Below are 12,676 nucleotides of genomic sequence, written 5' to 3' on the forward strand. Positions count from 1 at the left end.
CTATCTCAGCTTCAGGGTGGCGAGGCCGACGAAGGACAGCATCATCGCCACGATCCAGAAGCGGATCACGACGGTGGATTCAGCCCAGCCCAGCTTTTCGAAATGGTGGTGGATCGGGGCCATCAGGAAGACCCGCTTGCCGGTCTTCTTGAAGTAGCCGACCTGGATGATGACGCTGAGCGCCTCGGCCACGAACAGGCCGCCGACAATGCCCAGCACCAGCTCGTGCTTGGAGCACACGGCGATCGCGCCCAGGGCGCCGCCCAGGGCCAGCGAGCCGGTGTCGCCCATGAAGATCTTGGCCGGCGGGGCGTTGTACCAGAGAAAGCCCATGCCTCCGCCGATGATCGCGCCGCACAGCACCGCCAGCTCGCCGACGCCGGGCGCGAAGTGCAGGTTCAGATAGTCGGCGAACTTGTAGTTGCCGACCAGGTAGGTGATCAGGCCGAAGGTGGCCGCGGCGATCATCACCGGCACGATGGCCAGGCCGTCCAGCCCGTCGGTCAGGTTCACGGCGTTGGAGAAGCCGGCGATGGTGACGGCGGCGAAGGCCACGTAGAACCAGCCGAGATTGATCACCAGCGTCTTGAAGAACGGGAAGACCAGGCTGGTCTCCATGCCCGGCGCCATGTCCTGCTTGGGCGCAAACAGGATCAGCAGCACGGTGGCGGCGATGGCCACGACGAACTGGGCGACCAGCTTCTGGCCGCTGGAGAGGCCGGCCGTGGTCTGCTTGGTGACCTTGGCGTAGTCGTCCATGAAGCCCAGAACGCCGTAGCTGCCGGTGATCAGCAGCACCACCCAGACGTGGATGTTGCGCAGGTCGGCCCACAGAATGGCGCCCACGAACAGGCCGGCCAGGATCATGAAGCCGCCCATGGTGGGCGTGCCGGACTTTTCGGTGATGTGGCGGGCGATGCCGTCGGTGCGGATCGGCTGGCCCTTGCCCTGGCGGGCCTTCATCCAGCGGATGAAGCGCGAACCCATGGCGACGGCGACGATATAGGCGGTCAGCATCGCCATGCCGGTTCTGAAGGTCAGGTACTTCAGCAGGTTCAGCAGCGGCACGTGCTCCTGGGAGCGCGCCAGCCATTCATAGAGAAAATACAGCATCAGCCCTGCCCCTCAAGATCGAGCGCCGCCAGAGCCCTGGCCAGAAGGCCCGCCCTGGAGCCATTCGACCCCTTCACCATCACCACGTCGCCCGGCCGGATCGCGGCCGTAAGCTCCGTCGTTAACTTTTCGGTAACTTCCGCGTAGCCGCCTCGCCGAGTCGACGGAAGCGCCTCCCACAGTGATTTCATGTGGATGCCTGCGAGAAAGACGCTGTCCACATTCGCGGCGTTCAGCGGGCCTGCAAGCCCGGCGTGAAACCGGGCGCTGCCCTCGCCCAGTTCGAGCATATCGGTCAGCACGGCGATCCGCCGGCCGGCGACCTTGCGAGCGCCCAGCGTCGTCAGGGCCGCCTGCATCGAGACGGGATTGGCGTTGTAGCTCTCGTCGACCAGGGTGAAGGACCCGCCGTCGATCCTGACGATCTTCTCGGCGCCGCGGCCCTCGATCGGCTCGAACGTGGCCAGGGCCCGCAGGGCGGTGTCGCGATCCACGCCCAGGGCTTCCAGCATCAGCAGAACGCACAGGCTGTTGGGGCCCCAGTGGACGCCAGTCTGCAGCAGCGGGAACTTGATCACCTCGCCGCGCAGATCGACGGTGACCAGCGCGCCGTCGTCCATGACCTGGAAATCGAGCAGCCGGGCGGTGACGTCCTCGCCCGAGCCGAAGCTCCAGACGGCCGCGCCGGCCTTCTCGGCCTCGGCCTTCAGCAGGTCGAACCAGGGATTGTCGGCGTTGAGGATAGCCACGCCCTCCGGCTCCAGGCCGGCGAAGATCTCGGCCTTGGCGCGGGCGACGCCCTCTTCGCCGTCGGCGAAGTTCTCCAGATGCACCGGACCCACCGTGGTGATCGCCACGGCGTGGGGCCGAATGAAGCGCGACAGCGGCGTGATCTCGTCGGCGTGGTTCATGCCCACCTCGAACACCGCGCGCTCGGTGTCGCGCGGCATGCGGGCCAGGGTCAGGGGAACGCCGATGTGGTTGTTGTACGACTTGACCGAGGCGTGGGCCTTGCCGGCCAGGCGCAGGCCGGCCTCGACCGCGCGGGTGACGCTGGTCTTGCCGACCGAGCCGGTCACCGCCCCGCGACGGGTCTGCGGCGCGCGCATCCGCGCCGCCTCGCCCAGGCGCTCAAGACCCCGGAAGGTGTCCTCGACCAGCACAGCGGGAACGGGCACCGGCTTGGAGACCAGGGCCCCGGCCGCGCCCTTGTCATTGGTCTGGACGACGAACTCATGGCCGTCCCGCGCGCCGGTCAGGGCCACGAACAGGTCGCCCGGCTCGATGCTGCGGCTGTCGATCGAGACGCCGGTGGCCGAAAAGTCCTGCGTGACCTTGCCGCCAGTCGCGGCGGCAATCTCATGCGCGGTCCAGAGGGGCTCAGACATGGGCCATCTCCAGCGCGGCGAGGGTCTCGGTCACATCGTCGAACGGATGGTTCACGCCGGCCACCAGCTGGCCCTGCTCGTGACCCTTGCCGGCCACCACCAGCACGTCGCCTTCGACCATCTGGGCGGCGGCGGCCCGGATCGCGGCGCGGCGGTCGCCGATCTCGGTCGCGCCAGGCGCGGCGGCCAGGATGGCGGCGCGGATCGAAGCCGGCTCTTCCGAACGCGGATTGTCGTCGGTGACGATGGCTACGTCGGCCAGCCGCGCCGCGATCTCGCCCATCAGCGGCCGCTTGCCGCGATCGCGATCTCCGCCCGCGCCGAACACCACGATCAGCTTGCCGGCCGTGTGGGGGCGCAGGGCTTCCAGGACGGTCTCCAGTCCGTCCGGCGTGTGGGCGTAGTCGACATAGGCCTCGCCGCCATTCAGCCCACGGCCAACACGCTGCAGACGTCCGGCCGCGCCCTCAAGGCTCTCCAGCGCCTTGAGCACGGCGGCCGTGTCCTCGCCCGTGGCGATGCACAGCCCGGCCGCCACCAGCACGTTGCTGGCCTGGAACCCGCCGGCCAGCGGCAGCTCGACGGTATAGGTCTGGCCCGCCGCCTCGACCGTCAGGGTCTGGCCGTGCGGGGTCAGGGCGCGCGAGACCAGCTTCAGCCCCTGCCCTTCGTCGCCCACCGAGAACACGCTCTGGCCTGACGTCACCGCCGTGGCGGCGAAGACCGGAAAGGCGTCGCTGTCGCTGTTCAGCACCGCCGTCGCGCCCATCGGCAGCAGGGCGTCGAACAGGCGCAGCTTGGCGTCGCGGTAGCTCTCCATCGAGCCGTGATAGTCCAGGTGATCCTGGGTGAAGTTGGTGAAGCCGGCGGCCTTCAGGGCCACCCCGTCCAGGCGACGCTGATCCACGCCGTGCGACGAGGCCTCGACCGCCAGGTGGGTGACGCCGTCAGTGGCCAGACGGGCCATCATCTCGGCCACGTCGGCGGCGTCGGGGGTGGTGAGGCCAGGAGGGGTCAGTTGCTGGTCCGCGGCGCCGGGCCCACTGACCACGACGCCCAGGGTTCCCATGCTGGCGGCCTTGTGGCCGAGTCGCGCGAAGATCTGGCGACAGAAGCCGGCCACCGAGGTCTTGCCGTTGGTGCCGGTCACCGCGATGCAGGTCGCCGGCTGGGCGCCCCAGAAGGCGGCCGAGGCCAGGGCGTAGGCGCGGCGCGGATCCTCGACCTTCACGGTCGGGACAGAAAAGGTCTCCATGCCGACCGGACCCAGCACGGCGGCGGCTCCCGCCGCGATCGCGCCGGGGGCGAAGCTGGCGCCGTCGACCTTGGTCCCCGGCAGGGCGGCGAACAGGGTTCCGGGTCCGACCTTGCGGCTGTCGGCCGTCACCCCGGTGATCACCGGGCTTTCGGGCAGGTCGCGCTGAAGAAGGTCGGAAAGCGTCTTGGTCACAGGCCGGTTCCGGGGCTGGTGTTTTGCGAGTTGGAGACGGTCATGATCTGCGGCTTGCGATGCACGCCCAGGAACGGCGCGATGCGCTCGATCACCTTGCCCGCCGCCGGAGCAGCGACCCAGCCGCCGGTCGAGAAGCCGAAGGTGCGGGCGTCGCCCTTGGGCTCGTCCAGCAGGATCAGCACGAAATAGCGGTCGGCCTCCAGCGGGCCGTCGGTCGGGAACACCGCCGCGAAGGACGAGACCTGACGCTGGTGGTTATAGGCGCGGATGGCCGGGTCATACTTCTCGCCGGTGCCGGTCTTGCCGCCCACCGACAGGCCGGCCACGTCGGCCTTGCCGCCGCTGCCGCCTTCGCCAGGAACGACATTGGCGCGCATGATCCGCAGCATCTGCTGGGAGGTTTCCTCGGTCAGCACGCGCGGGCCTTCGGGGCGCACGCCCGTGGCCAGCTTGCGGATGGTCAGGGGCGGACGGGTGCCGCCGTTCAGCAGCGGGCCCATGGCCTCGGCCAGGGCCAGGGGCGTGACGTTCATGCCGTGGCCGAACGAGGTGGAGGCCACCGCATCCTCGTCCCACTTGCGCGGGGTCAGGGGGCGGGCCGATTCCAGCAGCTCGACCTTGGCCGGCTTGGTCAGGCCCAGATTGGTGAAATACTGGCTCAGCCGCTGGGCGCCGACGCCGACGGCCAGCTTGGCGGTGCCGATGTTGGACGAGTGCTTGAACACCTCGACCAGGGTCAGGATCGCCTTGGCGGCGTGATAGTCGTGGATGGTGCGGTAGCCCAGCTTGTAGGGCTCGCGGGCGTCAAAGGTGGAGGCCGGCGTGGCGACGCCGGTGTCCAGACCGATGGCCACGGTAAAGGCCTTGAAGGTCGAGCCCATCTCATAGACCGAGCCGGCCGCCCGGTTCAGCTTCTGGTCGTCGGTGGCGGTCCCGGCCTTGTTGGGATCGAAATCGGGATAGCTGGCCATGCCCAGGATTTCGCCGGTGTGGACATTGGTCACCACGCCCACCGCGCCGCGCGGCTGGAATTCCATCGCGGCCTTGCGCAGCTCGTCTTCCAGCGCGGCCTGCACGCGGATGTCGATGGAGAGGGCCGTCGGCCGACCACCCTCGCCGGCGGCCGCGCGGATCGGCTTGTCCAGGGCGCGCTCGGCGCCGGCCAGACCCTTGCCGCCGCTGTCGACGAAGCCGACCAGATGGGCGGCCGTGGCGCCCAGCGGATACATGCGCCGACCCTGCTCTTCGAACGAGATGCCGGGCAGGCCCAGATTGAAGATGGCGTCCTTCTGCTCGGGCGTCAGGCCGCCCACCAGGAAGGTGCGGCGGTCGCCGAACACCACCTTGTCCAGCCGCTTGGCGGGCACATCCGGCAGGGCCTTGCCCAGGGCGCGGCGCGCCTCCTGCTTGTCCCAGACCTCGCGGGGATCGACGTAAAGGGCGTAGTGGGTCAGGTCGACGGCCAGCAGCCGGCCGTCGCGGTCGACCAGATCGCCGCGCGCGCCCTCGGTCGAGGCCAGATAGCCGCTGCCCCGTCCGATGTTCGAGAACAGGGCCGAGAAACTGGCCCCCAGGCCCAGCCCCACGAAGCACAGGCCAAAGAAGGCCATCACGAAGAAGATGCGGATGCGGGTGTCGTCTTCGGGCTTGGCGGCGGCGCGCGAGCGCTCGAAGGCATGCTCCAGCCGCCAGACGCGTTCGATCAGCCAGCGCCAGGCGCCGGGCTGAAAGCCGGACGGACCCAGGTTGGCGAGGCTCATCGCGGCCCCTCCAGGACCGGCGCGTCGTCCGGCGTCGGCTCGGGCGCGTCAGCGGCCAGAGCAGCAGCCTCAACCGGCGCGGCCTGCAGCGCGACCGGGGCCGGCGGCGCGCGGTTGCGGGCCACGTCGATCAGCGCATCCTCGGTGGTCTCGCGGGCGGCCGGAATGGACTGCAGGCCCATGGCCAGGGCCAAGGCCTCGATGCGGCGCGGCTGCTCCAGATGGGCGACCTCGGCTTCCAGCAGGCGCTTGCGGGCCTGCTCATCCTCGATCTCGCGCTCGATGTTGGCGATCTCGTTGCGCTCGCGGCCGGCGACGGTCTTGGCCAGATAGACGCCGGTGACCAGGGTCAGCAGCACGCCCATGCCGACAACCTCGACAACCCGGAAGCCGCGGACCCGGCGATTGAACAGGCCCGAGACACTCACGACAGATCCACCCAGATCGGGGCGGTCGTGCGGATAGCGGCGCGAAGCTTTGACGACCGGGCGCGTGGATTGACGGCCAACTCGGCCTCGCCCGGGGCGATGGCCTTGTTGGCGATCAGCTGGAAGCTGGCCGGCGCGCCGGCCGGCGCCTGCGGCAGGTGGCGCGAACCGCCCGGCGTGCGCCCGGCCCGCTCGGCCAGGAAAGTCTTGACGATGCGGTCTTCCAGCGAGTGGAAGGTCACCACCGCCAGACGGCCGCCAGGCTTGAGGATCTGCTCGGCGGCGGCGAGGCCGGCCTCCAGCTCGGCCAGCTCTTCATTGACCGCGATGCGCAGGCCCTGGAACGAGCGGGTGGCCGGATGCACCTTGGCGCCCTTACGGCCGCCCAGGGCGCGCTCGATCACATGGGCCAGGTCGAGGGTGCGCTCGAACTTCCGCTCTTCGCGACGACGGATGATGAAGCTGGCGATGCGGCGCGAGGCGTGCTCCTCGCCATAGACATAGAGGATGCGGGCCAGCTCGGTGTGGTCCAGCTCGTTGACGAGGTCGGCGGCCGTCGGGCCGGTGTCGCTCATCCGCATGTCCAGCGGGCCGTCGCGCATGAACGAAAAGCCGCGCTCGGCCTCGTCCAGCTGCATGGAGGACACGCCGATATCCAGCACCACGCCGTCGACCGACTGCGGCTCGAAATGCTCGGCCATCCGCGAGAAGCGGTCCTGCACCAGGCGGAAACGGTCGGCCGGCAAACCTTCGGTGAAGCGCAGGACGGTCGGATCGCGGTCGAAGCCGACGACACTGGCGCCGGTGGCCAGGATGGCGCGGGTGTAGCCGCCGGCCCCAAAGGTGCCGTCGATGATCGTCTCGCCCGGCTTGGGAGCCAGGGCGTCAACGATCTCGTTGAGCAGGACGGAAATGTGCGGCGCGGCTTGCGTCATGCGCCACCCAGCCTGGCCATGCGCTGCTGAACCCGCATGGCCGCCAGGCCTTCGCGCGCCAGCTCGCGCTGCGCCGCGCGGTGGGCCTGGAAGGCCTCGCGCGACCAGATCTGAAAACGCTCACCCATACCGACGACAGTCACCCAATCACTCAGGCCGAACATCTCGCACAGGTGATCGGGAAGCGTAATGCGACCAGCTGTATCAAACGACAGTTTGGCCATGCCGCCCAAGACGCTGGTCTCCAGCGCCGTGCGGACCGGATCGCCGAACTCCAGCTCCTCGATCACGCCCAGGTAGCGGTCGAACAAGGCTTTTCCGCCACCCTCCAGGCAATCGGCCTCGATGGAGGGGAAGCAGAACACGCCGTCGAAGGGGCCCGAGATCGCCGCGCGGAAGTCCTGCGGCACAACGATGCGCCGCTTGCTGTCCACCTGCTTCTCGAACGTCGAGAGGAACACCTCGCCCTACCCCTGCAAAACCCCGGATCGGCCGCGCCGTCCCACCGCCGGCCGATACAACTGGGTTAACATGGGATGAATTGGGAAACAATGACACCGGCGGGCATTTTGCCGCGAAAACAAAGATGTCGCACCGCCTCGTGACTTGCGGTCACAAGCCATCAACAGAACATACACAGAACTGTTAAGTGTTGCGGCGGGTCAAAGCCGTGCGCCGCAAGGCGTCTGGACTCTTGGTCATGAGGGGATGTGGACGATCCGCCCCTCCCCGCCCTTTGGGGGTCGGGAGAGAGACGGACCAGACGGTCTATAAGCCGGGTTCTGTGCCACGCCTTACGGCGCGCGACGATCATTCCTCTGGACCGCCCATTGCTGGACGGTTCTCGCGACCTACCCGGACCCTTCTCAGCCAGTGACGGCCTATCCGACGCGAGGTCGGCGCGGGGTCCCTATTCGGTCTTGCTCCAGGCGGGGCTTGCCATGCCGTCCCTGTCGCCAGGTCCGCGGTGGGCTCTTACCCCACCCTTTCACCCTTCCCGCCCTCGAAAGGGAGGAGGTTTGCTTTCTGTGGCGCTATCCCTGGGATCGCTCCCGGCGGGCGTTACCCGCCGCCTTGTCACCGTGGAGCCCGGACTTTCCTCGACCTTCTTGCGAAAGCCGCGACCGCCCGACCGTCTGGTCCGGGACGGTGTTTGACGGGGGATGGGGCGGAGGTCAACTTTTCATCCGCCAAAAGCGGCCCTCGGAACCCCTCTCTCATAGAGAGAGGGAGGGGCCCGCCGCGAAGCGGTGGGAGGGTGAGAGGTTACAAACTCTCAGAACGGAGCTCCGGCGAAGGCGGCGCGTGGTGAAGGCCTGCCAAAAGATGGATTCTAGAACTCACTCTTGAGCGCAGCGGAAGTGTCAGGGACTTTCCGGCAGAGGGTGAAACCTCTCACCCTCCCATGCTGCGCATGGGCCCCTCCCTCTCTCTATGAGAGAGGGGTTGTTTTGGCGCGCATCAGCTTCGCCAGCGGATGCTTCCCCAACCCCCTGGCCGCGCCCAGCCGATCCGCCTCGTTCTTGTTCTGCGACAGCTTGAAGGTTCCCTCCAGGCGGTCGACGAACAGCCGCCCGCCGATGATGCCGCGCAGCATCGCCTCGAACTTGCCAGGCGCCATCTTGTGGCGCGTCCACAGCGGCTTGGGCGCCAGCCGCGCTTCTTCCTGCTCGGACAGGCTGTCGAGCTGGGCGATCAGTTCGGCCTCGTCCAGTACTGCGACAGAACCCTCGGCCTCGACGGAGAGGTAGTTCCAGGTCGGCACCTGATCGGCGCTTTCGTACCAGTCGGGGCTGACATAGGCGTCGGGCCCGGTCGACAGCATCACGGCGCGGAAGCCCTGCACCAGATGCGGCGTCAGGATCGAGCCGCGCGACAGGTGGAAGTCGATGACCAGCTCGTCGGCCAGCTCGCGCACCACGACCGGGGCCTGGGCGATCATCGGACGGCCGCCGACGCTGGCGGCCAGGGTCACGAACGGATGCTCGCGCAGGAAGGCGAGCAGCGTTTCGCGATCTTCGACATGAAAGGATTTGGCGGGGTGCATCAAACTTCAGCGTTGCAGCGTGAACAGTTGCGGGGCGGCCAACTTACGAACCAGTACCGAAACAACCCTGCCTTGGGGCCCTGGTCGCGCAACCAGACTGGCAAACCGCACGCTCGGCAGCGTGAAAACCACATCACTGCGAAAGCCGCGAACACCGAAACAGGCATCGAGATACTGGCGTACCGCCAACCAATCGCCGGAGGCAATAGAAGAGCCCCCGCGCAAACCATCATTCCCACGACGTAGATCGTCGAAGGCTTCATCAGTCGCCCGCCCGCAGCAGGCCGACCAGCCGCGCCCGGGTCTCGCCGTCGGCGATGCCGTCGAAGCGGGTCTGCAGCCAATGGCGCTGGAAGGCGCTGACCACGGTGGTGGTCCAGGCGTCGTACTTGCCGGTCGGGGCGCAGTCATAGCCCAGACGGGTCAGGCCGGCCTGCAGGGCGAAGACGCCCGTGCCCTCCTCGCCCTCGCCCAGCGGCGCGCCAGGCGACGGTGGCGGCTCGATCCACAGGCCGTGGCCGCTCTCGGCCAGGCGCTTCCACGGGAACAGCTCGCCCGGATCGACCTTGCGGGCCGGGGCGATGTCGGAATGGCCCAGGATGCGGCTATCGGAGATCATCCAGCGCGAGCGCACGTCGGCCAGCAGGTTGATCACCGAGGAAACTTGCGCGTCGGGAAAGGCGCGATAGCCGAACTCGTGGCCGGGATTGACGATCTCGATGCCGATCGAGGCCGAGTTGATGTCCTTGACGCCCTTCCAGAACGCGGCCCCGGCGTGCCAGGCGCGGCGCTCCTCGGCCACCAGGCGGAAGATGCGGCCGTCTTCCTCGACCACATAGTGAGCCGAGACCTTGGCTTCCGGATCACGCAGGCGCTCGATCGCGGCCTCGCCGGTTTCCATGCCCGTGTAGTGCAGAATGACGCAGTCGGGCACCGCCTTGCGGGCGTCGAAATTGGGCGACGGCGCCTCGATCAGCGGCAGGGTCATTGGACGCGGTTCCGGATAGACATCAGCAGGGGCATCACCTGGTTCTTGCGCAGGGCGATGACCAGAACGCCTAGCAAAGCCAGGGCCGCGCCGACACCCATGCGCAGGTCGAAATGATCATGGGTGATCAGGACGCCCAGAGCGATGGTCATCAGCGGCGTCATCAGCGTCAAGGGCGCGATCAGATTGGCCTCGTACTTCTGGATCAGGCCGTAATAGGCCGTGTGGCCGACCACCGAGACCACCAGGGCCGAGAACACCACCGCCGCCACGAACGGCCAGCCGGCGTTGATCGCCGCGGGAACGGAGCCGGGCTCGGTCAGGGCGCTGATCAGGGCCAGGGGCAGGAACGAGGAAAAGCCGACCCAGGCCTGAAACTGCAGGGGCCGAACGCCTTCCATCTGCTTCATCATCACCGCGCCCAGCGAGCCGGTGAAGGCCGCCGCCGCGATCAACCACAGACCGGCCGACAGCTCCAGGCCGTGCGGGCTCCACATCACCACCACCGCGCCCGACAGGGTCAGGGCGATGCCCAGACCGCGTTTCCAGCGGATGCGCTCGCCCAGGATGATGACCGACAGGATCGTCGTGAACGGCACGCCCAGCTGGATGATCACCGAGGCCGCCGACGGCGAGGCGGTCTTGAAGCCCATGAACAGCAGCGCGAAATTGCCAGCGCCCATCAGCAGGGCCACCAGGATCAGCCGCCAGACCGGTCGCGGCGCCGGGAGCAGCCACGGCAGGGTGACCAGCGCCACCAGCGCGAACCGCACCGAGGCATAGGCCAGCGGCGGCACGCCCCAGTGGGCGACCACGATCTTGGAGATGATGTTGTTGCCGGCCCAGACCAGACAGATCAGGATCAGCACGCCGAAATCGCGCAGGGACATGCCCCGCAATACGCGCGAGAGAGGACCGTGCGCAATGAAAACCGACGTCGCGTCGACGCGACGCGGTTGACGCTACGTCGAAACGGTCGTTTGTTGGTGAACACTGATCAGATACCAAGGCGTCCGGAACAGCCGGACCATCGATCAGGGGGCGGGATACGGCATGGCGACCGAGCACTTCGACGTTCTGATTGTGGGCGCGGGCCTGTCCGGCATCGGCGCGGGCTATCACCTGCAGGCCAACTGCCCGGGCAAGACCTATGCGATCCTGGAAGGGCGCGAGGCGATCGGCGGCACCTGGGACCTGTTCCGCTATCCCGGCATCCGCTCCGACAGCGACATGTACACCCTGGGCTATTCCTTCAAGCCGTGGCGGCAGGCCAAGGCCATCGCCGACGGTCCGTCGATCCTGAACTATGTGCGCGAGACCGCCGCCGAGTACGGCATCGACAGCAAGATCCGCTACGGCCACCACGTCAAACGCGCCAGCTGGTCCTCCGAGACCGCCACCTGGACGGTCGAGGCCGAGCACGCGGGCAAGCGCGTCAGCTTCAGCTGCAATTTCCTCTACATGTGCGCGGGCTATTACGACTACGCGGCCGGCTACACGCCCGACTTCGCCGGCGTCGACAGCTTCGGCGGCCGCATCGTGCACCCCCAGCACTGGCCCGCTGATGTCGACTATGCCGGCAAGACCGTGGTGGTGATCGGCAGCGGCGCCACCGCCGTCACCCTGGTGCCGGAAATGGCCAAGACCGCCAGCCACGTCACCATGCTGCAGCGTTCACCCACCTATGTGGTGTCGCGCCCGGCCGAGGACGGCATCGCCAACTGGCTGCGGGCGAAGCTGCCGGCCATGACCGCCTATGGCATCACGCGCTGGAAGAACGTGCTGATGCAGATGCTGTTCTTCAACATCGCCCGCAAGAAGCCGGAAAAGACCAAGGCCCAGCTGATCGATCTGGTGCGCGGGCACCTCGGGCCCGACTATGACGTCGAGACCCACTTCACCCCCAGCTACAATCCCTGGGACCAGCGCCTGTGCCTGGTGCCCGACGCCGACCTGTTCGACGCCCTCAAGGCCGGCACGGCCTCGGTGGTCACCGACCATATCGAGACCTTCACCCCCACCGGCCTGAAACTGAAGTCCGGCAAGACTCTGGACGCCGACATCGTGGTCACCGCCACGGGCCTGCAGATGCAGCTGCTCAGCGGCATGGAGTTGGTGGTCGACGGCAAGGTGGCCGATCTGTCCAAGGCGATGAGCTACAAGGGCATGATGTTCAGCGACGTGCCCAACCTGGCCTCGGCCTTCGGCTACACCAACGCCTCGTGGACGCTGAAGGCGGACCTGACCAGCGAGTATGTCTGCAAGCTGATCAACCACATGGACCGCAACGGCCTGGCCTATTGCGTGCCGCGCCTGGACGAGGCCGGCATGGAGGTCGAGCCCTGGCTGGACTTCTCGTCGGGCTACGTCCAGCGGGCCATGGCCAAGTTCCCCAAGCAGGGCGTCAAGAAGCCCTGGAAGGCCTACCAGAACTACGCGCTCGACCTGATGGCGCTGAAGCTGGGCAAGGTGGACGACGGGGCAATGAAGTTCGAGAAGAAGAAGGCGAAGGAAGCGGCTTAGCGCCTCCCCCTTTCCCGCTCTCCCCGGCGAAAGCCGGGGCC

General features: G+C 67.7%; 10 protein-coding genes, 1 other RNA gene and 1 pseudogene. 1 reads left to right on the top strand and 11 read right to left on the bottom strand.

The window, feature by feature from the left end; all coding sequences use genetic code 11:
* The 11 genes from mraY to ACW17V_RS14205 all read right to left on the bottom strand — a co-directional run bounded on the left by mraY (nucleotide 1) and on the right by ACW17V_RS14205 (nucleotide 11,002).
* Nucleotides 1-1,113, bottom strand: a complete 1,113-nt coding sequence (gene mraY / locus ACW17V_RS14155) for a phospho-N-acetylmuramoyl-pentapeptide-transferase (RefSeq protein ID WP_492105726.1) — start codon at nucleotides 1,111-1,113, stop codon at nucleotides 1-3.
* Complete coding sequence (locus ACW17V_RS14160) at nucleotides 1,113-2,501, bottom strand: UDP-N-acetylmuramoyl-tripeptide--D-alanyl-D-alanine ligase (protein WP_492105727.1); 1,389 nt, start codon at nucleotides 2,499-2,501, stop codon at nucleotides 1,113-1,115. The genes mraY and ACW17V_RS14160 overlap by 1 nt, the downstream gene beginning before the upstream one ends.
* Entirely contained in the window at nucleotides 2,494-3,951 is a 1,458-nt protein-coding gene (locus tag ACW17V_RS14165; protein WP_492105728.1) for a UDP-N-acetylmuramoyl-L-alanyl-D-glutamate--2,6-diaminopimelate ligase, read from the bottom strand. Before ACW17V_RS14165 ends, ACW17V_RS14160 begins: the two co-directional genes overlap by 8 nt.
* Nucleotides 3,948-5,714, bottom strand: a complete 1,767-nt coding sequence (locus tag ACW17V_RS14170) for a peptidoglycan D,D-transpeptidase FtsI family protein (protein WP_492105729.1) — start codon at nucleotides 5,712-5,714, stop codon at nucleotides 3,948-3,950. The genes ACW17V_RS14165 and ACW17V_RS14170 overlap by 4 nt, the downstream gene beginning before the upstream one ends.
* Nucleotides 5,711-6,142, bottom strand: coding sequence for a cell division protein FtsL (gene ftsL, locus ACW17V_RS14175; RefSeq protein ID WP_492105730.1), 432 nt, complete (start codon nucleotides 6,140-6,142; stop codon nucleotides 5,711-5,713). Before ftsL ends, ACW17V_RS14170 begins: the two co-directional genes overlap by 4 nt.
* The gene (gene rsmH / locus ACW17V_RS14180; RefSeq protein ID WP_492105731.1) at nucleotides 6,139-7,077 is read right to left on the bottom strand and encodes a 16S rRNA (cytosine(1402)-N(4))-methyltransferase RsmH; all 939 of its coding nucleotides are present in this window, start codon (nucleotides 7,075-7,077) and stop codon (nucleotides 6,139-6,141) included. Before rsmH ends, ftsL begins: the two co-directional genes overlap by 4 nt.
* Nucleotides 7,074-7,538: a division/cell wall cluster transcriptional repressor MraZ gene (locus ACW17V_RS14185; protein WP_492105732.1), complete on the bottom strand. Its 465-nt coding sequence runs from the start codon at nucleotides 7,536-7,538 to the stop codon at nucleotides 7,074-7,076. Before ACW17V_RS14185 ends, rsmH begins: the two co-directional genes overlap by 4 nt.
* 294 nt (nucleotides 7,539-7,832) lie before the next feature.
* Nucleotides 7,833-8,217: RNase P RNA component class A (gene rnpB, locus ACW17V_RS14190), an RNA gene on the bottom strand.
* 292 nt (nucleotides 8,218-8,509) lie between these two features.
* Nucleotides 8,510-9,124, bottom strand: a complete 615-nt coding sequence (locus tag ACW17V_RS14195) for an FMN-binding negative transcriptional regulator (protein ID WP_492105733.1) — start codon at nucleotides 9,122-9,124, stop codon at nucleotides 8,510-8,512.
* Nucleotides 9,125-9,386: 262 nt separating this feature from the next.
* Nucleotides 9,387-10,112 (bottom strand): N-acetylmuramoyl-L-alanine amidase, encoded by a 726-nt coding sequence (locus ACW17V_RS14200; protein ID WP_492105734.1) that lies wholly within the window; start codon nucleotides 10,110-10,112, stop codon nucleotides 9,387-9,389.
* On the bottom strand, nucleotides 10,109-11,002 hold the full coding sequence (locus tag ACW17V_RS14205; RefSeq protein WP_492105735.1) for a DMT family transporter: 894 nt from the start codon (nucleotides 11,000-11,002) through the stop codon (nucleotides 10,109-10,111). Before ACW17V_RS14205 ends, ACW17V_RS14200 begins: the two co-directional genes overlap by 4 nt.
* A gap of 163 nt (nucleotides 11,003-11,165) precedes the next feature.
* Between ACW17V_RS14205 and ACW17V_RS14210 the strand changes: the two are divergent.
* Nucleotides 11,166-12,664, top strand: a pseudogene (locus ACW17V_RS14210) (flavin-containing monooxygenase); the annotation flags it as partial.
* Between the last annotated feature and the right edge of the window lie 12 nt (nucleotides 12,665-12,676).

It is taken from the genome of Caulobacter sp. FV2ye17ST, from assembly GCF_058680955.1.

Coding starts and splice junctions, on each gene's coding strand:
- ACW17V_RS14205 (WP_492105735.1), bottom strand. CDS start 11,002: ATGTCCCTGCGCGATTTCGGCGTGCTGATCCTGATCTGTCTGGTCTGG.
- ACW17V_RS14160 (WP_492105727.1), bottom strand. CDS start 2,501: ATGTCTGAGCCCCTCTGGACCGCGCATGAGATTGCCGCCGCGACTGGC.
- ACW17V_RS14170 (WP_492105729.1), bottom strand. CDS start 5,714: ATGAGCCTCGCCAACCTGGGTCCGTCCGGCTTTCAGCCCGGCGCCTGG.
- rsmH (WP_492105731.1), bottom strand. CDS start 7,077: ATGACGCAAGCCGCGCCGCACATTTCCGTCCTGCTCAACGAGATCGTT.
- ACW17V_RS14200 (WP_492105734.1), bottom strand. CDS start 10,112: ATGACCCTGCCGCTGATCGAGGCGCCGTCGCCCAATTTCGACGCCCGC.
- mraY (WP_492105726.1), bottom strand. CDS start 1,113: ATGCTGTATTTTCTCTATGAATGGCTGGCGCGCTCCCAGGAGCACGTG.
- ACW17V_RS14195 (WP_492105733.1), bottom strand. CDS start 9,124: ATGCACCCCGCCAAATCCTTTCATGTCGAAGATCGCGAAACGCTGCTC.